Genomic DNA, 18,872 nt, shown 5'->3' with positions numbered 1-18,872 from the left:
AGTTTCCACCCATCCGAGAGGCCCGCATGACCAACGCCGCACTTGAAACCGCCATCGAAGCCGCGTGGGACGCCCGCGACCAGATCACCCCGGCCACCAAGGGCGAGACCCGCGACGCCATCGAGGCGACGCTGGATGCGCTGGATCGCGGCACGCTGCGCGTGGCCGAAAAGACCGGCGCGGACTGGCATGTGAACCAATGGGCCAAGAAAGCCGTGCTGCTGGGCTTCCGCCTGAAGGACATGGAGATGCAGTCGGGCGGCCCGCAAGGCGGCGGCTGGTGGGACAAGGTGGACAGCAAATTCGCAGGCTGGGACGATGCCCGCTGGCGCGATGCGGGCTTTCGCGCCGTGCCGAACTGCATCGTGCGCAAATCGGCCTATATCGCCAAGGGCGTCGTGCTGATGCCGTCCTTCGTCAATCTGGGCGCCTATGTCGATGAAGGCACCATGGTCGACACCTGGGCCACGGTCGGATCCTGCGCGCAGATCGGCAAGAACGTCCACCTGTCGGGCGGCGTCGGCATCGGCGGCGTCTTGGAGCCGATGCAGGCCGGCCCCACCATCATCGAGGACAACTGCTTTATCGGCGCGCGGTCCGAGGTGGTCGAGGGCTGCATCATCCGCGAAGGCTCGGTTCTGGGCATGGGCGTCTATATCGGCAAATCCACCAAGATCGTCGATCGCGACACCGGCGAGGTGATGTATGGCGAGGTTCCGGCAGGTTCCGTCGTCGTCTCGGGCTCGATGCCGTCGAAAAACGGCGTGAACCTCTATTGCGCGGTCATCGTGAAGCGGGTCGATGCGCAGACGCGCTCGAAGACCTCGATCAACGAGCTGTTGCGCGACTGACCTGTGGCCGGGATGCATCGATTTCACGATCCCGCCAGATTTGTGTGAACTCAATGGCTTCCGGCGCGTTGAAGCGTCGGAAACCTTCTTCACCGGAGTAAACACATGCAAGGCTTGGGTTGGCTGGCCGCCATCATCGTCGGCGGTCTGGCGGGTTGGATCGCCAGCAACATCATGAAGGCCGATACCGGCCTGTTCCTGAACATCGTTCTGGGCATTCTGGGCGCGGTCATCGCAAATGCGCTGCTGGGCGTGTTCGGCGTCAATTTCACCACAGGAAGCTGGCTGGCACAGGGCTTCGCGGGGCTGATCGGTGCCTGCATCCTGATCTGGCTGAAACGCGCGATTTCCTGATCGCTGCCGGGATACACAAAGGGGCGGGGCTTTCCCGCCCCTTTGTCATGCCGTAAAGGATCCGCAAAAGGGGAATGGTCATGGCGCAGCAGGTCTATACGCTTCTGGTTCAGGTCGGGCGCGCGCCCGATGACGGGATGCCCAAGGATGCGGTCGGCGCGGCGATGGTCTGCTATGCCTCGGGCGTGGATGAGGCCGAAGCGGTGCGCGAAACCGTGGCCATCATCAAGCAGGCCGGGCTGGCCCCGATCGAGGTGACGGGCCATGGCACCATCGACGAACGTCTGGCCGAAGGCCATGACATCCCCGCCGAGGAACGCGCCCTGATGCAGCGCGCGCTGGACGAAAACGCCGTCATCGTGGCCCAGATGGAGCCGCTTTATGACGAAGATTTCGACGACGAGGACTGACAGCCGCGCCCGTCCACGCTAGACTGCCCGCAACCATAACACGAAGGCGGGACTGATGAGCAGACGTTTCACGCGGATTACCATGACGGCGCTTCTGACGCTGGCGCTGACGGGCTGCGGCGCGTCGCTTGGCCAAAGCCCCGGCGCGGCACCGGGCGGCAATTTCGCCGGTCTGCCCACGGCGGACGGGCAGGGCTCGGAAGCGGGGTTCCGCAACTGGGTGGCCAGCTTCCGCCCCCGCGCCATTGCCGCAGGCATTTCCCCCGCCGTCTTTGACAGCGCCATGGGCGAGGCGCATTTCATGCCCAGCCTGATCCAGCTGGACCGCGGGCAAAGCGAATTCACCAAACCCGTCTGGGAATATCTGGACGGTGCCATCGGCACGCGCGGCGCAACAGGCCGCGCCCGCGCTGCCCAGAATGCCAGCACTCTGGCCGGGATCGAAGCCCGTTACGGCGTGCCGCGCGAAATCGTCGTGGCCGTCTGGGGGATGGAATCGAATTTCGGCGCGAACCGGGGCAGCACCCGCATCGTGCCTGCGCTGGCGACGCTGGCCTATGACGGGCGGCGCGGCGAATTCTTCGCGGCCGAGCTGGTCGCGGCGCTGCGCATCATCCAGTCGGGCGATGTGGACAATGCCCATATGGTCGGAAGCTGGGCGGGCGCGATGGGCCACACCCAGTTCATGCCCAGTTCCTTCCTTGCCCATGCCGTCGATTTCACCGGCGACGGGCGGCGCGACATCTGGTCGAACGATCCGACCGACGCGCTGGCCTCGACCGCGCATTACCTGCGCCAGATGGGCTGGCAACCGGGCCAGCCCGCCGTGGCCGAGGTCGTGCTGCCGCAGGGCTTTGATTACAACCGCGTCAGCAAATCCGTCACCATGTCGGGCAGCCAATGGGCGGCGATGGGCGTGCGGACGACGAATGGCACGGCGGTTCCCGCCGGCTCGATCATCGCGCCGGCAGGCGCGCGGGGGCCGGCCTTCCTGATCACCCAGAACTTCCGGGCGATCCTGAAATACAACGCCTCGGACAGCTATGCGCTGGCCGTCGCCTATCTGGGCGAGGCGATTGCCGGTCGGCCCGGCATTCAGGGCGCATGGCCGCGCGGCGACCGCAACCTGTCGAACACCGAAAAGGCCGAGATCCAGCGCCTGCTGATGGCGCGCGGCTTCGATACCGGCGGGGTGGACGGCAAGCTGGGCTCGAAATCGGTCGAGGCGATCCGGGGCTTCCAGCGCTCGCGCGGGATGGTGCCGGACGGCTATGCCGATGCCGCCCTGCTGGGTGCGCTGCGCGGATAAGCAAAGCGGATAGGCAAACGGGCGGCCAGATGGTCGCCCTTTTTCGTTGCTGCCCTGCGGCATACATATTTGTCGAAAAATCTGGCATAATTTTGGGCAACGCAGAATCTCGCCGCCCGGGAATGCCGAACATATTGGCAGACCGGCGGCATTTCGCCCTGATTTCCCTAGCCGCTGAACGCGGCGCGAAAAAAGGGGAAACGGGGATGAAGATTTTTACCAGCGCATGCGCCGCCGCCGCCATTGTTGCGGGTCTGGCAGGCGCCGCTGTCGCGCAGGACGACACGATCAAGATCGGCGTTTTGCATTCGCTGTCCGGCACCATGGCTATTTCGGAAACCACGCTGAAGGACACCGTGCTGATGATGGTGGACCAGCAGAACGCCAAGGGCGGGTTGCTGGGCAAGAAGATCGAGGCGGTCGTGGTCGACCCCGCCTCGGACTGGCCGCTGTTTGCCGAAAAGGCGCGCGAACTGATCTCGGTGAACGGCGTCGACGCGATCTTTGGCTGCTGGACCAGCGTCAGCCGCAAATCCGTGCTGCCGGTCATCGAGGAACTGAACGGCCTGCTGTTCTATCCCGTGCAGTATGAGGGCGAGGAATCGTCCAAGAACGTCATCTATACCGGCGCCGCGCCGAACCAGCAGGCGATCCCGGCCGTGGATTACATGATGGAGGAACTGGGCGTCGAGAAATGGGCGCTGCTGGGCACCGACTATGTCTATCCGCGCACCACGAACAACATTCTGGACGCCTATCTGAAGGGCAAGGGCGTCGCTGCGGGCGACATCTTCGTGAACTATACCCCGTTCGGCCATTCCGACTGGTCCAAGATCGTCGCCGACGTGGTGGCGCTGGGGGCGGACGGCAAGAAAGTCGGCGTCGTGTCGACCATCAACGGCGATGCGAATATCGGCTTTTACAAGGAACTGGCGGCGGCGGGCGTGTCGGCGGATGACATTCCGGTCATGGCCTTCTCGGTCGGCGAAGAGGAACTGGCCGGTCTGGATACCGCGAACCTTGTCGGCCACCTTGCCGCCTGGAACTATTTTGAAAGCGCCGATACGCCCGAAAACAAGGCGTTTATCGACCAGTGGCATGCCTTCACCAAGAACGACAAGCGCGTGACCAATGACCCGATGGAAGCCACGATGATCGGCTTCAACGCATGGGTTGCGGCGGTTGAAAAGGCCGGCTCGACCGATACCGACGCCGTTCTGGGCTCGATCGTCGGGGTCGAGGTTCCGAACCTGACCGGCGGCATGGCCAAGGTTCTGCCGAACCACCACCTGACCAAGCCCGTGCTGATCGGCGAGATCCGCGCCGATGGTCAGTTCGACATCATCAGCCAGACCGAAGAAGTCGCAGGCGATGCATGGACCGATTTCCTGCCGGATAGCGCCAAGCTGGACGCCGACTGGCCGGGCAAGCAATGCGGCATGTGGAACACCGAAACCAACAGCTGTGTGCAGGTTCAGTCGAACTACTGACGACATCGGGGCGGCCGCGCGCCGCCCCATCCTTCGGAGAAATCCATGCGCCTTTTCCTGTCTCTTGTCGCTTTTGCGGCCCTCCTGACGCTTGCCCTGCCGTCCCATGCGCAGGATCTGGGCGCGGTCATCGCAGAGAACCGCGAACAGATCGAAAAGCCCTCGCGCCAGACCATCGAGCCTGTCGTGCAAGCCATTGCCGCCACCGGACCGCAGGGCGCCGCGCTGCTGCAGGCCTGGGGCGACCGGGCCTTGGGCTTGCGCAAAAGCGACGGGCTGCTGGTGATCGTCGCAGATGACAAGCTGACCGATGCCGCGACCGGGGCCGAGCTTCCGCCCGAGGATGTGACCATGCTGCGCCCGAATTCCGGCGTGCGGGGCATCATCTCGGCCGCGCTGGCGGGGAATGCGCTGTCAGATCCCGATGCCACGCGCCGCAGTCAGGCGCTGGACGCGCTGTCGCGTCGCGCCGATGCCGGGCAACTGGCGCTGCTGCGCGATGCGCTGGACGACCCCGATCCCGGTCTGGCCGCGCGCAAGCAGCGGCTGGAGCGGTTGCTGACCATCCAATACGACACCGATCCCGCCGCCCGCATCGCGGCCATCGAAAGCTTTGGCGGCGATACCGGGCTGGATTTCCGCGCCAGCCTGAACCCGATTCTTGCCACCCGCCGTGTGGCCTTGGAAACCGTGCCCGCCGACGCCAATATCGCCGCCGAGCTGACGCCGGGCGGCGCGATTTCGCGCGATGACGCCTATGCGCTGCTGGTGGCCGCCGATCTGGCCCCGGCGCAGATGACGCCGCAGGCCGAACGCGCCGTGCTGGCCCAGCATATCAATCAGGGCTCGGTCGGCGGCGTGCCTTTGGCGCAGCTTGGCGATGAGGCCGCGCGCGACCGCGCATGGACCGCGCTTGAGGCGCAGGGGCTGGTTCAGCCCGCCGCCAGCGAGGCCGAGGTGACCGCAGCGCTGGACCGGTTCCAGTTCCTTGATCTGTATGTCGAACCTGATGCCGATGTGACTTCGGCCGCCCGCGCGGCGCTGCGGGGCACGGAAACCCGGATCGGGCTGATGCAGGCGGCGGATCTGTCGCTGGACGCCCTGTCGCTCGCCTCGATCTATTTCCTTGCGGCCATCGGGCTGGCGATCACCTTTGGCGTCATGCGGGTCATCAACATGGCGCATGGCGAATTCATCATGATGGGCGCGTATACGGGCTATGTCGTGCAGCAGTTCATCGCCAACCGCACGCTGTCGCTGATCGTCGCGCTGCCTCTGGCCTTCATCGTCACCTTCGCCGCCGGTGTCGCGCTGGAGCGGCTGGTGATCCGTCACCTGTATAAGCGCCCGCTGGAGACCCTGCTGGCCACCTTCGGCGTCAGCATCGCGCTGCAGCAGCTGGCCAAGAACATCTTCGGCACACAGGCCCGTCCACTGACCGCGCCGGGCTGGCTGGACGGCGCGCTGACGCTGAACGATGTCGTCTCGATCAGCTATATCCGCATCGCGATCTTCGTGCTGGCGCTGGTGTTTCTGGCGCTTTACCTGATCATCATGAACCGCACCCGGCTGGGGCTTGAGGTGCGCGCGGTGACGCAGAACCCCGGCATGGCGGCCAGCATGGGCATCAGCCCCGACCGCATCAACATGCTGACCTTCGGGCTTGGCTCGGGCATCGCCGGGATCGCCGGTGTGGCCATCGGGCTGTTTGCGCAGGTCACCTCGGAAATCGGCCAGCAATATATCGTGCAAAGCTTCATGACGGTCGTCGTGGGCGGTGTCGGCAGCATCTGGGGCACGCTGGCAGGCGCGGCGCTGATCGGCTTTTTCCAGAAGGGGATCGAATGGCTGAACCCCGCCAATACGCTGGCGGCGCAGACCTACATGATCCTGTTCATCATCATCTTCATCCAGTTCCGGCCACGCGGCATCATCGCCGCCAAGGGCCGCGCCGCCGTGGGGGCCTGACATGCGTAAACCTTTGGTGCTGCGTCACCCCTCGATTCTGGTGTTTCTGGCGGTGCTGGCGGTGTTCACCGTCGCCGTCACCATCCTGTCGGCGGGCTATGGCACGGGCGTGATTTCCACCAGCATGGTCAAGACCTTGGGCAAGACCCTGTGTCTGGCGCTGGCGGCGGTCGCGATGGATCTGGTCTGGGGCTATGCGGGCATCCTGTCGCTGGGGCAAATGGCGTTCTTCGCGCTTGGCGGCTATATGATCGGCATGTGGCTGATGGTCGCGCGGACCGAAGGCATCGTCGCGGCGTCCTTGGCCAACATGCCCATCCCCCCGACCGAGGCCGAGATTTCGCAGGCCACCGCCACCCAGATCTTCGGTGTGGTGGGCTCCAGCGATTTTCCGGCGATCTGGGCCTTTGCCGGATCGCTGCCCGCGCAACTGGCGCTGATCGTGCTGGTGCCGGGGCTGCTGGCGCTGGTCTTTGGCTGGCTGGCCTTCCGGTCGCGCGTGAACGGGGTGTATCTGTCGATCCTGACGCAGGCGATGACCCTGGCGCTGGCGCTGTATCTGTTTCAGAACGACAGCGGATTGCGCGGCAATAACGGCTTGTCGGGTCTGCAAAACATCCCCGGCCTTGACGCCGTGGGGCAGGAAAAGCTGTCGGTCTGGTTCCTGTGGGCATCCGCCGTCGCGCTGGGGCTGGGCTATCTGCTGATCGCATGGGTCGCCTCGGGCAAGTTCGGCAGCGTCACCCGCGCCATTCGCGACGATGAGGCGCGGGTCCGCTTTCTGGGCTATTCCGTCGAGGGCTACAAGCTGGTGATCTTTACCCTGTCGGCCATCGTCACCGCCGTTGCCGGGGCGCTGTATTATCCGCAGGCGGGCATCATCAACCCGGCCGAGCTTGCGCCCATCGCCTCGATCTATCTGGCGGTCTGGGTGGCGATCGGCGGGCGCGGCAAGCTGTATGGCGCGGCCATCGGCGCCGTCTTCGTATCGCTGCTGTCCAGCTGGTTCACCGGCGGCCGCGCGCCGGCCATCGACCTTGGCTTTTACACGATCAACTGGGTGGATTGGTGGCAGGTGCTGCTGGGTCTGTCCTTCGTGCTGGTGACGCTGTTTGCGCCGCAGGGCATTGCCGGTCTGTTGCAGCGGGGTGCGAAATGAGCGCGCTTCTTGAGGTCATCGGCATCTCGGTCAGCTTTGACGGGTTCCGCGCCATCAACAACCTGTCCTTTGCCATTGCCGAACGCGAATTGCGCGCCATCATCGGGCCGAACGGCGCGGGCAAGACCACCTTCATGGACATCGTCACCGGCAAGACCCGCCCGAATGACGGGCAGGTGCTGTGGGGCGAAAATTCGCGCAACCTGTTGAAGATGAACGAGGCGCAGATTGCCCGCGCGGGCGTCGGCCGCAAGTTCCAGCGCCCCACCGTCTTTGAGGAACAGACGGTCGCCGAAAACCTGACCATGGCGCTGTCTGCCGCACGCGGGCCGTTCGCGGTGCTGCGCTGGCGTCCTTCGGCGGAAAGCGAGGCGCGGGTGGCCGAACTGGCCGAAGAGGTCGGCCTGCTGGCGCAGTTGCCGCGCAAATCGGGTGAACTCAGCCACGGGCAGAAGCAATGGCTGGAAATCGGCATGTTGCTGGCACAGGATCCGCGCCTGCTTCTGGTCGATGAACCGGCGGCGGGCATGACGCTGGCCGAACGCGAACAGACGACGACGCTGCTGCGCAAGCTGGCGGAAAAGCACGCGGTCGTGGTCGTCGAACATGACATGGATTTCGTGCGGCGGCTGGATTGCAAGGTCACCGTGCTGCACGAAGGCTCGGTTCTGGCCGAGGGCAGTCTGGACCATGTGACCGCCAACCCGCAGGTGATCGAAGTTTATTTGGGGCGTGGATGATGCTGGAAGCCAAGGGAATAACGCTGCATTACGGGCAAAGCCAGATCCTGCACGGCATCGACCTGATCGCCGAACCCGGCAAGGTCACCTGCGTCATGGGCAATAACGGCGTCGGCAAGACCAGCCTGCTGAAGGTTCTGTCGGGCAGCCATCCGCGCTCGGGCGGGTCGCTGGTTCTGGACGGTGAGGAACTGGGCCGCGTGACGCCGCAGATGCTGGCGACCAAGGGTGTGGGCTATGTGCCGCAGGGGCGGATGATCTTTCCGCTGCTGACGGTGCGCGAAAATCTGGAAACCGGGCTGTCGGTCCTGCCTGCGGGCGAACGCCGCATCCCCGAGGAAATCTTTGACCACTTCCCCGTGCTGGGCGAAATGAGCCACCGGCGCGGCGGCGATCTGTCGGGTGGCCAGCAGCAGCAACTTGCGATTGCCCGCGCGCTGATCATGCGCCCCAAGGTCCTGCTGCTGGACGAACCGACCGAGGGCATCCAGCCCAATATCATCCAGCAGATCGGCCGGGTGATCCGCGGGCTGCGCGAACAGGGCAATATGGCGATCGTGCTGGTCGAACAGTTCTTCGATTTCGCCTATGATCTTGGCGACCGTTTCCTGATGCTGGAACGCGGGCAGGCGGTGGTGTCGGGCACCCGCGATGAGGTCCCGCGCGAGGTGCTGAAGGCGCGTCTGGCGGGGCTGGGTGCGGCGGCCTGATGTGCTATCCTGCGCGGGCTTAGCGGAGGATTGCAGATGACCGATGAAACGCCGAACGATCTGGTTCTGGAACGTGTCCTGAACGCGCCGCGCGCCGTGATCTGGCGCTGCTGGACCGAACCCGCCCTGATCCGGACATGGTTCTGCCCCAAGCCGTGGCATGTCTCGGATGCGCGGATCGACCTGCGGCCCGGCGGTGAGTTCTTTACCGTCATGAACGGTCCCGCCGGAGAGCGGTTCGAGAATCTGGGCGTGTTTCTGGACATCGTGCCGGGCGAACGGCTGATCTTTACCGATGCCTTCGTTCCCGGCTGGCGTCCGAACGGCAAACCCTTCATGACAGCCAGCATCGTGCTGTCGGATACCGATGACGGGCGCACCGATTATGTGGCGCGCGCGATGCATTGGAACGCCGAAACCAAGGCCCAGCACGAGGCGATGGGCTTTCATCAGGGTTGGGGCACTGCCGCCGATCAGCTTGAGGCGCTGGCCAGAACGCTTTAGCCAGCGCCGTTTGCCGGTCGCTTACTGCCCGCCCGACAGCTTCATCGTGACGATGCCCGCGACGATCAGCAGCGCCGCGATGACGCGCAGGGGGGTGATCGCCTCGCCCAGCACGGTGATGCCGATGACAAACGCCCCGACCGCGCCGATGCCGGTCCAGATGGTATAGGCCGTGCCCAGCGGCAGGGTCTTCATCGCCATGGACAGCAGCCCGAAGCTTGCGACCATCGCCACAAGGGTGATGAGGGTGGGGGTCAGTTGCGTGAAGCCTGCGGACTTTTTCATCGAGAAGGCCCACAGGATTTCCAGAAGACCCGCGACAAGCAGATAGAAGCAAGCCATGACCAAACCTTTCAGGTCAGATCGGGCCGTCCCGCGCGATGTCCATCATGGTGAGGTCGTCCTCAGACCCCTGATCTGGGGACCCGAGCGCGTGGGGGCAAGACCCGGGCCGGGTTTTGCCAGAAAACCCGTCGCCAGTTGCCGAAAGGCCACCACCGCGCGCGGCAGCACAAGATCGGGCTGATCGCTGGCCGCAACCCACAGCGCCGCATTCAGCGCAGCGCCCGTCAGCATCCGCGCCATCGCCTCGGGGTCCAGCGCCAGCAAGGTGCCATCGGCAATCAGCGCGTCCACGGCGTCGCGGGTCGCGTGCAGGCAACTGTCCTGACTGGGCCATTTCGACGGATCGCCCAGCACGGCAGGGCCGTCCAGCAGCACGATGCGCTGCACCTCGGGGCGCAGCGCCATGGCGATATAGGCCTCGCCCTCGGCCAGAAGGGCGGGCCAGCCGGGCGCGGTGCTTTCGGCGATGCGCCGGGCCTCGGCGGCCATTTCGGCGTCGATCTGATGCACGACGGCCGCCATCAACCCGCGCTTGTCGCCGAAATTGTGATAAAGCGCGCCGCGCGTCAGCCCGACATCCGCCGTCAGTTCATCCATCGAGGCTGCCGCATAGCCTTTTTCCGCAAACGCCTTTCGCGCCGCCGCCATCAGCCGCTGGCGGTTTTCCTGCATCGTTTCGGCACGGGGGCGTCTGGCCATGTGCATCCTTTCGCATACATGGCGTATGCGAATTGACATACGGCATGTATCTGGGTTAATCACATACACAGCGTATCTGATTGCGCAGCAAAGCGACAGGAGTTGACGATGACAAAGCCACAGCCCGTCTTTCCGCCAAACCGGCAGGCGCTTTACGACAAGAACAGCTATTCCGCCGCCACCCGCTCGGGCGATCTGCTGTTCGTCTCGGGGCAGGTCGGCAGCCGGGACGACGGCAGCCCCGAGCCTGAATTCCGCGCGCAGGTCGAACGCGCTTTCGCCAATCTGACCGCCGTCCTGCAGGCGGCGGGCGCTTCGCTGGAAGATATCGTCGATGTCACCAGCTTTCACACCGATCCCGAAACCCAGTTTGCGACGGTGCTGGCGGTGAAGGACAAGGTATTCCCCGCACCGCCCTATCCGAACTGGACGGCGGTGGGGGTGAACTGGCTGGCGGGTTTCGATTTTGAAATCAAGGTGATCGCCCGGCTGCCGGGCTGATCAGGCCACCAGATCGGCGAAATCACGGAACACCTGCTCATAGACGCCGCGCTTGAAGGGCACGATGCTGGCGGTCACATCCTGCGCCCGCATCCAGCGCCATTCGCTGAATTCGGGATGTTCCGTGGCGATCTGCACATCGCTGTCCTGACCCATGAACAGCATGGCCAGCCATTTCTGCTGCTGACCGCCGAAGCGGCCTTTCCAGACCTTGCCCAGCAATTCGGGCGGCAGGTCATAGGTCACCCAGTCGGGCGATTCGGCGATGACCTCGACCTGTTCGCGGGTGACGCCGGTTTCCTCGACCAGCTCGCGCAGGGCGGCTTCGCGCGGGGTTTCGCCCGCGTCGATCCCGCCTTGTGGCATCTGCCATGCGCTGTTGCCCGCCGTGCCCTGATTGTCGATGCGACGGCCCGCAAAGACGAGCCCGTCGCGATTGATCAGCACCACACCCGCGCAGGGGCGATAGGGCAGGCCCGACGGGCCCAGCAACTGTTCGGTCATTGCTGCTGCGCGCCCTGACTTGCCGCGTCCTCGCCGGTGACGGCGGGCTTGGCATCCTCGGGGACGGCATCGGCACGGAAATTGACCGCCGTCAGGCCCTTCAGGATATCGACGGCATAGGCCAGCTGATAATCCTCATCGCGCAGCTTGGCGGTGGCTTCGACCTGCTTGGCCTCTTCCTGGATCTGCTTCTTTTCCTCGTCCGACACGGCATCGTTGCTGAGCGCGCCGCGCAGATCGGCCTCGGAATTCAGGAAGCTGGATTCGGTGCGGGGCTTGTTCGCCTCATCCTCGGCGGGTTTGGCGGCGGGTTGTTCCACGATGATGTCGGGCTGGATGCCCAGCGACTGGATCGAGCGTCCCGAGGGGGTGTAATACCGCGCTGTGGTCAACCGGATCGCGCTGTCCGAGGTGACCGGCATCACCGTCTGGACCGAACCCTTGCCAAAGGATTTCGTGCCCACGACGATGGCGCGGCGATGATCCTGCAGCGCGCCGCCGACGATTTCCGACGCCGAGGCCGAGCCGCCATTGATCAGCACGACCATGGGCTTGCCCTGCGCCAGATCGCCCGCCTGCGCGTTCCAGCGTTCCGATTCCTCGGGCTTGCGGCCGCGGGTCGAGACGATCTCGCCCTTGTCGAGAAAGGCGTCCGAGACCTCGATGGCCTGATTGAGCAGGCCGCCGGGGTTGTTGCGCAGGTCCAGAACGAAACCGTTGACCTTGTCGATGCCGCCCGCGTCCTTGATGCCTTTTTCCAGTTCGGACTTCAGCGTCGACATGGTTTCGTCGTTGAAGGTCGACACGCGCAGCACGACCGCGTGGCCTTCGATGCGGGTCTTGACCACGGTCAGCTTGATGGTGTCGCGGGTCATGGTCAGGTCGAAGGGCTCGTTTTCGCCCTGACGCAGGATGGTGATCTTGATTTCCGAACCGACCGGCCCGCGCATCTTTTCCACGGCCTCGTCAAGGTTCAGCCCCATCAGCGATTCGCCGTTCACATGGGTGATGAAATCGCCGGGCTTCACGCCCGCTTCTGCCGCCGGGGTGTCGTCGATGGGCGAGATGACCTTGACCAGCCCGTCTTCCTGCCCGACCTCGATGCCCAGACCGCCGAAGCTGCCACGGGTCTGGGTCTGCATGTCTTCGTAATCGCGCGCCGACAGGAACGAGGAATGCGGATCAAGCGAGGTCAACATGCCGTTGATCGCCGCCTCGATCAGCTTCTTGTCATCGACCTGTTCGACATAATCCGAACGCACACGCTCAAAGACGTTGCCGAACAGATCCAGTTGTTCATAGACCGACGCATTCTTGCCGGTCTCTTGCGCGACCAGCGGCCCCGCGAATTGCGTGGCGACAACCGCGCCTGCAAGGGTGCCGATCGCGCCGGCCAGAAGGTAATGTTTCATTCCGTCGTTCCGTCCTGCCCGGTTGCGTTTTGGCCTTGGCTATCTTCGCCCATGATGGGATTCATCACGAACCACTCTGCCGGGTCCAGAGTTTCCTTGCCCCTGCGCAGTTCAACATACAGTGTTTCGCTTTGTTCGGCACCCAATCCTGTCGAGGCATCGGCGACAAATTCCGCGCCGAACTCTTGCGCAGGCGGTTCGTTGCCACCCATCAGGCCCAAAGGCTCTCCGGCGGCCAGCACGTCGCCGGTTTCGCCAAAGACCTGCGACAGCCCGGCAAAGATCATCAGATAGCCGCGTGCCGGTTCGATGATCATGACATTGCCGTAATCCAGCAGCGGGCCGCGATAGCGGATCGTCGCGGGCCAAGGCGTCGTCACCAGCGCGGCGGGGCCGGTCGCGATGACCCAGCCGGGGCGGCGCACGCCCGCCGCATCGGGTTCGTCATAGCGGCGCAGCACGGTCCCCAGCGCGGGCAGGGGCAGGCTGCCCTGCGCGCCTTCGAAATCGGCCATCGGCGCGCCGACATCGGTTTCCATCCCCGAAATCCCCGAGGCGAAGCTGTCCAGCGTGTCGGCCGATTGCAGCAACTGGCGCAGTTCTTCGGGTTCTTCGCCATAACGCGTCGGCATGTCCTGCCGGTCGGCGGTGGCCGAGGCCAGCAGGCGGCGCGCCTCTTGCACCTGCCCCAGCCCCTGCGCCAGCGTATTGGCGGCGTTCAGCTGGATGGTGCGGACGGCGCGGATTTCCTCAAGCTGCTTTTGCATCTCGGTGGCCTCGGCCTCCAGCCCCGGCGCGACCGAGGACAGGATCATGCCCGCGCGGGCCGATGCCTCGGGTCCGGCGGGATGCAGCAGCAGCATGGTTTCGGGCGAACGCTGCATCGAGGTCATCACGCCCAGCACCCGGCCCAGCTTGTCGCGGCGGGCGTCGAATTCGGCGCGGATTTCCTGTTCGCGGATGCCCGCCCGGCGCAGACCGTCGCGCAGCGCCGACAGGCCCTGTTCATAGGCGCGGATCATTTCGGTCAGCGAGCGCACCTGATCGTCCTTGGTCAGCGCCTGATCCAGCTGGCCGGTGGCCGCGCGCAGCATGTCGGCGGCCTGTGCGGCTTCGGCTGCGGCCTGCGTCAGCGGCTCATCGGCCTGCTGGGCCGAACTGGCGGGGGCGACCGCCATCAGGCAGGCGGCCAGTGCCGTCGAAAGAAGCAGCTTCAGTTTCATGCGCGCCCGATCAGCGAATGGCCGGTCATTTCGGGCGGCAGGTCAAGGCCCATCAGGTCCAGCACGGTCGGCGCCACATCGGCCAGCCGCCCGCTTTCGACCCGCGCGCCTGCGGGGCCGTTATAGACGATGACCGGAACGGGATTGACCGTATGCGCGGTATGCGGGCCGCCCGTCTGCGGATCGACCATGGTTTCGCAATTGCCGTGATCGGCGATGATGACCGCGGCGCCGCCTGCGGCGTCCAGTGCCTCCAGCATCATGCCCAGTCCCGTGTCCACCGCCTCGCAGGCCCTCGCGGCGGCGGTCAGGCTGCCGGTATGGCCCACCATGTCGGGATTGGCATAGTTGACCACGATCAGATCATAGCCCTCGGCGATGGCCTGAACCAGCTTGGCGCTGACCTCGGGCGCGGCCATTTCCGGCTGCAGGTCATAGGTCGCGACCTTGGGGCTTTGCGGCATGAAGCGGTCTTCGCCCGGCTCGGGGGTTTCCTTGCCGCCGTTCAGGAAGAAGGTGACATGGGGGTATTTCTCGGTCTCGGCCAGCCGGAACTGGCGCAGGCCCTTGGCCGCGACCCATGCGCCCAGCGTGTTCTGCACCTGCCGCTTGGGATAGGCCGAGGTCATGTATTCATCATGCCGGGCCGAGTAATCGACCATGCCCAGCAGCGCCGCCCAATGCGGGCGCGGGCCGGTGTCGAATGCGTCGAAACCGGGCTGACCCAGCGCCGCAAGGATTTCCCGCGCGCGGTCGGCGCGGAAATTCAGGCAGAAAAACCCGTCGCCATCCACCGCGCCCGCGTAATCGCCGATCACCGTGGGCTGGATGAATTCGTCGGTTTCCCCGCGCGCATAGGCGTCCACCACGGCCTGATCGGCAGCGGCTGCGGCCAGCCCCTCGGCCCGCGTCATCGCGGCAAAGGCGCGGCTGACCCGGTCCCAGCGGTTGTCGCGGTCCATCGCGAAATAGCGCCCGATCACCGTGCCGATGCGTGCGCCTGCGGGCAGGTTGCCCATCAGTTCGGTCATGAAGCCCTGCGCCGATTTCGGCGGCACGTCGCGCCCGTCGGTGATGGCGTGGATCACCACCGGCACGCCCTGTTCGGCGACCGCGCGGGCGGCGGCGATGACGTGCTGGATATGGCCATGCACGCCGCCGTCGGAAATCACGCCCATCAGATGCGCCGTGCCCTTGCTGGCCCGCATCTTGCGGATGAAGTCGCCAAGCGTGGTATTGTCGAAAAAGCTGTGATCCTCGATCGCCAGATCGATCTGGCCCAGATCCATCGCCACGACGCGGCCGGCGCCGATATTGGTGTGGCCGACCTCGGAATTGCCCATCTGGCCTTTCGGCAGGCCGACATCGGGACCGAAGGTCACCAGCGTGCCATGCGGGCAATCGCGCATCAGGCGGTCGAAATTCGGCGTTGCCGCCTGATCCGGCGCACTTTGTTCGGGCCGGGTCGAGATGCCCCAGCCATCAAGGATGCACAGGACGACGGGTCGGGGATGGGTCATTTGCGCCTCATTGCCGGATCGGATTGCTTCTAGGACGGCGCGAGGCGGGGGGCAAGGATCGGCTGAGACCAGCCCAGCCGCGCCGCCGAACGTGATCGCCCGGCGGCGCCTGTGCTTACAGCGTGCTGATCTGGTAGGCGAAGGCCTTGGCGTCCAGCTCGTCGCGGCGCTGGCCATCGATCTGGGCCTGCGGATACATCAGGAAGGGCAGGGGCTGGTCGGTATCGGTCAGGCGCAGATCCTCGGCGGTGTTATAGCCGACCCAGTTGCCTTCCCAATTGCCAAACAGCGCCGCATTGACCTGCGTCACCAGCGGATCGGCGGGATCCTTGATCCATGTGTCGGTTTCCGCGCGCATGACCTTCAGCACGTCGGCAGGATCCATCGCCACCCAGCCAAAGCCCGACAGCCACACTTCCGACCGGCAATGCTGCGCGCCGGTCAGGCTGGCGCTGTTGGCGCCAAGCTGCTTGAAGCCAAAGGCCGAAGGCGCGACCCGCACGCCATAGATGTCGCGGGCAGGCACACCCGAGGCGCGGGCCAGCGCCACGAAAAGCCCATTCAGATCAGCGCATTTGCCGCCCAGACCGGCGCTGGTCAGGGTGGCCACAGCATCGCCCGGACCGCAACCGGCGGTATCCATGTTGCGATAGCAATGCGCCACGATCCACGCATAGATCGCGCGCACCTTGTCCACATCGCTTGCGGCGCCCGCGGTGATCTTTGCCGCGTGCTGTGCGACGATGCCGTCCAGCGGCTTCATGCCCGAAGGCGACAGGGCGGCTTGCAGCACAGCGGGATCTTCGATGGGGTTCGTCGGGTTCTGCCAGTCGATGACGCGGTTGCGGGTCTGGACGCGGCTGGTCAGTTCCAGCTGGGCCGGGCCATTGCCCTCGAACCGGGCATAAAGCCATGCAGCCCCGCCGGGGGCGGTGACGATCCGGGCGCTGGTGGCATTGCCGGTGAAGTCGTTCGAGACGCTGCGCTGCCAGTCATTGTCCAGCGCGGGCACCGGCAACCAGATCTGCGCGGGCTTGCCGCCGGGCATATTCACCCGTGTCACGATGCCGTGATCCTGCCAGTCGCTGACCTGCGGCGCGAAGGTTCGGGCTTCGGTGGCATAAGCTGCGCGGGGCAGGCCCAGTGCGGGGGCGATCCCCGCAGCAAGGGCCAGTTTCAGGAAGTTGCGTCGGGGCTGAGCCGTCATGTTTCCGATCCTTTGCGTGGCTTGGATTACGCAAGGCAGGGCGGACCTGCCACACGAACCCGATGCTAGGACCGATTGCCCAAGGGCTCAAGGCATTCAGGCGCTGGCTTCTGCCGCGATTTGGGCTGCCGACTTGCGGCCACGCTCGGTCGCGGATTTCAGCTGGCCGCAGGCGGCCATGATATCCTCGCCGCGCGGGGTGCGGATGGGCGAGGCGTAACCGGCCTTGTGCACGATGTCGGCAAAAGCCTCGATCCGTTCCCAGCTGCTGCGCTTGTATTCGACGCCGGGCCATTCGTTGAACGGGATCAGGTTGATCTTGGCCGGGATGCCCTGGATCAGCCTGACCAGACGGCGGGCATCGGCGTCGCTGTCGTTCACGCCGTCCAGCATCACATATTCAAAGGTGATGCGTTCGGAATTGGACAGGCGCGGATATTCCCGCAGCGCGCCCAGCAGGGTTTCGATGTTCCACTTCTTGTTCACCGGCACCAGCTTGTTGCGGGTCTCATCGGTGGTGGCGTGGAACGAGACGGCCAGAAGGCAGCCGATTTCCTCGGCCGTCTTGGCGATTTCCGGCACGATGCCGCTGGTCGAGAGCGTGATGCGGCGGCGCGACAGGCTGATGCCTTCGCCGTCCATCACCACCTTCATCGCGTCGCGCACATTGTCGAAATTGTACAGCGGTTCACCCATGCCCATCAGCACGACGTTGCTGACCAGACGGGTTTCGTCCTTGGGCGCGCCGGGCTGTGGCCATTCGCCCAGATCGTCGCGCGCCACCATGACCTGACCGACAATTTCGCCCGCCGTCAGGTTGCGCACCAGTTTCTGTGTGCCGGTGTGGCAGAACGAACAGGTCAGCGTGCAGCCGACCTGACTGGAGATGCACAGCGTGCCGCGCGATTCTTCGGGGATATAGACGGTTTCCACCTCATGCCCGCCGGCGATGCGCAGCAGATACTTGCGCGTGCCATCGGCGCTGACCTGACGCGTGACGATTTCCGGGACCGAGATCTCGAACCGTTCGGCCAGAAAGGCGCGGTAATCCTTGGCAAGGTTGGTCATCTGCGCAAAGTCGCGCACGCCCCAGTGATAGACCCATTGCCAGATCTGGCCCACGCGCATCTTGGCCTGCTTTTCGGGCGTGCCGGCGGCCACCAGCGCGTCGCGCAGCTGATCGCGCGTCAGGCCGACGATATTGGTCAGGGCCGACAAGGGCAGCTTGCGCGGCACGGTCAGATAGTCTTGCGAAATGGGGGCGTTCATGGCTGGGCGGGGTCCGGGCGGATGTGGCAAGCAGCCTATATAGGGCAAATGGCGCAAAAAGGAAACAGGGGCGCAAGGCCCCTGTCCGGTGTTTTTTCCGCGAATGTGGCCGGGTGGCCTTATTTGCAGGCGGCTTGTGCCTGATTGGTCATGGCGGTGATGCCCGACAGGCTGAACGTGTCCTTGGTCACCGTGCCGCGCGCCGAGCGCCCGGTGATAACGACCGAGGAACCGGCCCGCAGTGCCGAAACCAGCTTGCCGTCTTCGGCAGGCGATCCGGTCCACGCGCTTTCGCCATCGGTGAACATCTTGAACATCTGGCCGCCGACATTCACGTCGACCGCCGAATCCGGTGCGAAGGGATAGCCGCCCGAGAACGACACCTCGCCCGCGCCGCCCGAACGATAGGCGACATACAGGCGGATATCGCCCCGGGTCACTTCGCGCGGGTTTCCGCTGCTATCGGTGTTCTGTGTGGATTTCGGCGCCGAAACGGCCCAGCATTCCTTGGGGCTGTTTGCCGAAAATGCGGTCCAGTCGCCCTCGGAGCCAATCACGTTGGTCGAGTCCTGCGCGAATGCGGGCGCGGTAAGCGCAATTGCGAATGCGGTGGCTGCCGCCGCCACGCGCGGCGCGGATTTCAACATGCTCTGGCCTCCTGCCATGGTCCGGTTATCCCGGCTTGTTGCTGATAGAT

General features: G+C 64.9%; 20 protein-coding genes. 11 read left to right on the top strand and 9 right to left on the bottom strand.

All coding sequences use genetic code 11. The features are described 5' to 3' along the window. Positions 1–26: 26 nt before the first annotated feature. The 10 genes from dapD to GL284_RS01375 all read left to right on the top strand — a co-directional run bounded on the left by dapD (position 27) and on the right by GL284_RS01375 (position 9,495). Positions 27–851, top strand: coding sequence for a 2,3,4,5-tetrahydropyridine-2,6-dicarboxylate N-succinyltransferase (dapD, locus tag GL284_RS01420; RefSeq protein WP_155042857.1), 825 nt, complete (start codon positions 27–29; stop codon positions 849–851). Positions 852–956: 105 nt separating this feature from the next. Continuing rightward, positions 957–1,205: a GlsB/YeaQ/YmgE family stress response membrane protein gene (locus GL284_RS01415; RefSeq protein ID WP_155042856.1), complete on the top strand. Its 249-nt coding sequence runs from the start codon at positions 957–959 to the stop codon at positions 1,203–1,205. Positions 1,206–1,285: 80 nt separating this feature from the next. Beyond that, positions 1,286–1,615 carry a hypothetical protein gene (locus GL284_RS01410; protein ID WP_155042855.1) on the top strand — a complete coding sequence of 110 codons (330 nt, stop codon included), beginning with the start codon at positions 1,286–1,288 and terminating at the stop codon, positions 1,613–1,615. 55 nt (positions 1,616–1,670) lie between these two features. Further along, a complete protein-coding gene (locus GL284_RS01405; RefSeq protein WP_155042854.1) occupies positions 1,671–2,924 on the top strand; it encodes a lytic murein transglycosylase in 1,254 nt (417 codons plus the stop codon). A 206-nt stretch (positions 2,925–3,130) separates the two neighbouring features. Then, positions 3,131–4,414 (top strand): urea ABC transporter substrate-binding protein, encoded by a 1,284-nt coding sequence (urtA, locus tag GL284_RS01400; protein ID WP_155042853.1) that lies wholly within the window; start codon positions 3,131–3,133, stop codon positions 4,412–4,414. Between the two features lie 45 nt (positions 4,415–4,459). Beyond that, a complete protein-coding gene (gene urtB, locus GL284_RS01395; RefSeq protein WP_155042852.1) occupies positions 4,460–6,382 on the top strand; it encodes an urea ABC transporter permease subunit UrtB in 1,923 nt (640 codons plus the stop codon). A 1-nt stretch (position 6,383) separates the two neighbouring features. Beyond that, entirely contained in the window at positions 6,384–7,541 is a 1,158-nt protein-coding gene (urtC, locus tag GL284_RS01390; protein ID WP_155042851.1) for an urea ABC transporter permease subunit UrtC, read from the top strand. After that, a complete protein-coding gene (gene urtD, locus GL284_RS01385) occupies positions 7,538–8,281 on the top strand; it encodes an urea ABC transporter ATP-binding protein UrtD (protein ID WP_155042850.1) in 744 nt (247 codons plus the stop codon). Before urtC ends, urtD begins: the two co-directional genes overlap by 4 nt. Then, positions 8,278–8,991 (top strand): urea ABC transporter ATP-binding subunit UrtE, encoded by a 714-nt coding sequence (gene urtE / locus GL284_RS01380; protein WP_196216684.1) that lies wholly within the window; start codon positions 8,278–8,280, stop codon positions 8,989–8,991. The genes urtD and urtE overlap by 4 nt, the downstream gene beginning before the upstream one ends. 36 nt (positions 8,992–9,027) lie before the next feature. Continuing rightward, on the top strand, positions 9,028–9,495 hold the full coding sequence (locus GL284_RS01375; RefSeq protein ID WP_155042849.1) for an SRPBCC family protein: 468 nt from the start codon (positions 9,028–9,030) through the stop codon (positions 9,493–9,495). 21 nt (positions 9,496–9,516) lie between these two features. On the opposite strand, the gene GL284_RS01370 is transcribed toward GL284_RS01375, so the two are convergent. Together GL284_RS01370 and GL284_RS01365 are read right to left on the bottom strand one after the other, a co-directional pair. Beyond that, complete coding sequence (locus GL284_RS01370; protein WP_155042848.1) at positions 9,517–9,837, bottom strand: DMT family transporter; 321 nt, start codon at positions 9,835–9,837, stop codon at positions 9,517–9,519. 45 nt (positions 9,838–9,882) lie between these two features. Then, a complete protein-coding gene (locus GL284_RS01365) occupies positions 9,883–10,539 on the bottom strand; it encodes a TetR/AcrR family transcriptional regulator (protein ID WP_155042847.1) in 657 nt (218 codons plus the stop codon). Positions 10,540–10,647: 108 nt separating this feature from the next. On the opposite strand from GL284_RS01365, the gene GL284_RS01360 reads away from it, so the two are divergent. After that, positions 10,648–11,040 carry a RidA family protein gene (locus GL284_RS01360; protein WP_155042846.1) on the top strand — a complete coding sequence of 131 codons (393 nt, stop codon included), beginning with the start codon at positions 10,648–10,650 and terminating at the stop codon, positions 11,038–11,040. Here the strand turns inward: GL284_RS01360 and GL284_RS01355 are convergent, their stop codons facing one another. From GL284_RS01355 to GL284_RS01325, 7 genes are all read right to left on the bottom strand, one after another. Further along, on the bottom strand, positions 11,041–11,544 hold the full coding sequence (locus tag GL284_RS01355; RefSeq protein WP_155042845.1) for an RNA pyrophosphohydrolase: 504 nt from the start codon (positions 11,542–11,544) through the stop codon (positions 11,041–11,043). It lies immediately after the preceding gene. Then, entirely contained in the window at positions 11,541–12,956 is a 1,416-nt protein-coding gene (locus GL284_RS01350; RefSeq protein ID WP_155042844.1) for a S41 family peptidase, read from the bottom strand. Before GL284_RS01350 ends, GL284_RS01355 begins: the two co-directional genes overlap by 4 nt. After that, a complete protein-coding gene (locus GL284_RS01345; RefSeq protein ID WP_155042843.1) occupies positions 12,953–14,179 on the bottom strand; it encodes a murein hydrolase activator EnvC family protein in 1,227 nt (408 codons plus the stop codon). Before GL284_RS01345 ends, GL284_RS01350 begins: the two co-directional genes overlap by 4 nt. Then, the gene (gene gpmI / locus GL284_RS01340; protein WP_155042842.1) at positions 14,176–15,699 is read right to left on the bottom strand and encodes a 2,3-bisphosphoglycerate-independent phosphoglycerate mutase; all 1,524 of its coding nucleotides are present in this window, start codon (positions 15,697–15,699) and stop codon (positions 14,176–14,178) included. Before gpmI ends, GL284_RS01345 begins: the two co-directional genes overlap by 4 nt. 115 nt (positions 15,700–15,814) lie before the next feature. Beyond that, a complete protein-coding gene (locus GL284_RS01335; RefSeq protein ID WP_155042841.1) occupies positions 15,815–16,906 on the bottom strand; it encodes a transglutaminase-like domain-containing protein in 1,092 nt (363 codons plus the stop codon). Positions 16,907–17,002: 96 nt separating this feature from the next. Next, positions 17,003–18,175, bottom strand: a complete 1,173-nt coding sequence (gene rlmN / locus GL284_RS01330) for a dual-specificity RNA methyltransferase RlmN (protein WP_155042840.1) — start codon at positions 18,173–18,175, stop codon at positions 17,003–17,005. A gap of 119 nt (positions 18,176–18,294) precedes the next feature. Beyond that, positions 18,295–18,822 carry an invasion associated locus B family protein gene (locus GL284_RS01325; protein WP_155042839.1) on the bottom strand — a complete coding sequence of 176 codons (528 nt, stop codon included), beginning with the start codon at positions 18,820–18,822 and terminating at the stop codon, positions 18,295–18,297. Positions 18,823–18,872: the final 50 nt, after the last annotated feature.

The sequence above is a fragment of the Paracoccus shanxieyensis genome (genome assembly GCF_009711265.1).
Taxonomy (GTDB): domain Bacteria; phylum Pseudomonadota; class Alphaproteobacteria; order Rhodobacterales; family Rhodobacteraceae; genus Paracoccus; species Paracoccus shanxieyensis.
This window is presented reverse-complemented; position numbering and strand designations above follow the sequence as displayed.

What these genes read in the sequence shown, in the direction of transcription:
- urtA (WP_155042853.1), top strand. Translation starts at nt 3,131, where the DNA reads ATGAAGATTTTTACCAGCGCATGCGCCGCCGCCGCCATTGTTGCGGGT.
- rlmN (WP_155042840.1), bottom strand. Translation starts at nt 18,175, where the DNA reads ATGAACGCCCCCATTTCGCAAGACTATCTGACCGTGCCGCGCAAGCTG.
- GL284_RS01325 (WP_155042839.1), bottom strand. Translation starts at nt 18,822, where the DNA reads ATGTTGAAATCCGCGCCGCGCGTGGCGGCGGCAGCCACCGCATTCGCA.
- GL284_RS01375 (WP_155042849.1), top strand. Translation starts at nt 9,028, where the DNA reads ATGACCGATGAAACGCCGAACGATCTGGTTCTGGAACGTGTCCTGAAC.
- GL284_RS01410 (WP_155042855.1), top strand. Translation starts at nt 1,286, where the DNA reads ATGGCGCAGCAGGTCTATACGCTTCTGGTTCAGGTCGGGCGCGCGCCC.
- gpmI (WP_155042842.1), bottom strand. Translation starts at nt 15,699, where the DNA reads ATGACCCATCCCCGACCCGTCGTCCTGTGCATCCTTGATGGCTGGGGC.
- urtD (WP_155042850.1), top strand. Translation starts at nt 7,538, where the DNA reads ATGAGCGCGCTTCTTGAGGTCATCGGCATCTCGGTCAGCTTTGACGGG.
- GL284_RS01415 (WP_155042856.1), top strand. Translation starts at nt 957, where the DNA reads ATGCAAGGCTTGGGTTGGCTGGCCGCCATCATCGTCGGCGGTCTGGCG.
- GL284_RS01360 (WP_155042846.1), top strand. Translation starts at nt 10,648, where the DNA reads ATGACAAAGCCACAGCCCGTCTTTCCGCCAAACCGGCAGGCGCTTTAC.
- GL284_RS01355 (WP_155042845.1), bottom strand. Translation starts at nt 11,544, where the DNA reads ATGACCGAACAGTTGCTGGGCCCGTCGGGCCTGCCCTATCGCCCCTGC.
- GL284_RS01405 (WP_155042854.1), top strand. Translation starts at nt 1,671, where the DNA reads ATGAGCAGACGTTTCACGCGGATTACCATGACGGCGCTTCTGACGCTG.
- urtE (WP_196216684.1), top strand. Translation starts at nt 8,278, where the DNA reads ATGATGCTGGAAGCCAAGGGAATAACGCTGCATTACGGGCAAAGCCAG.
- GL284_RS01370 (WP_155042848.1), bottom strand. Translation starts at nt 9,837, where the DNA reads ATGGCTTGCTTCTATCTGCTTGTCGCGGGTCTTCTGGAAATCCTGTGG.
- GL284_RS01365 (WP_155042847.1), bottom strand. Translation starts at nt 10,539, where the DNA reads ATGGCCAGACGCCCCCGTGCCGAAACGATGCAGGAAAACCGCCAGCGG.
- urtC (WP_155042851.1), top strand. Translation starts at nt 6,384, where the DNA reads ATGCGTAAACCTTTGGTGCTGCGTCACCCCTCGATTCTGGTGTTTCTG.
- urtB (WP_155042852.1), top strand. Translation starts at nt 4,460, where the DNA reads ATGCGCCTTTTCCTGTCTCTTGTCGCTTTTGCGGCCCTCCTGACGCTT.
- dapD (WP_155042857.1), top strand. Translation starts at nt 27, where the DNA reads ATGACCAACGCCGCACTTGAAACCGCCATCGAAGCCGCGTGGGACGCC.
- GL284_RS01350 (WP_155042844.1), bottom strand. Translation starts at nt 12,956, where the DNA reads ATGAAACATTACCTTCTGGCCGGCGCGATCGGCACCCTTGCAGGCGCG.
- GL284_RS01335 (WP_155042841.1), bottom strand. Translation starts at nt 16,906, where the DNA reads ATGACGGCTCAGCCCCGACGCAACTTCCTGAAACTGGCCCTTGCTGCG.
- GL284_RS01345 (WP_155042843.1), bottom strand. Translation starts at nt 14,179, where the DNA reads ATGAAACTGAAGCTGCTTCTTTCGACGGCACTGGCCGCCTGCCTGATG.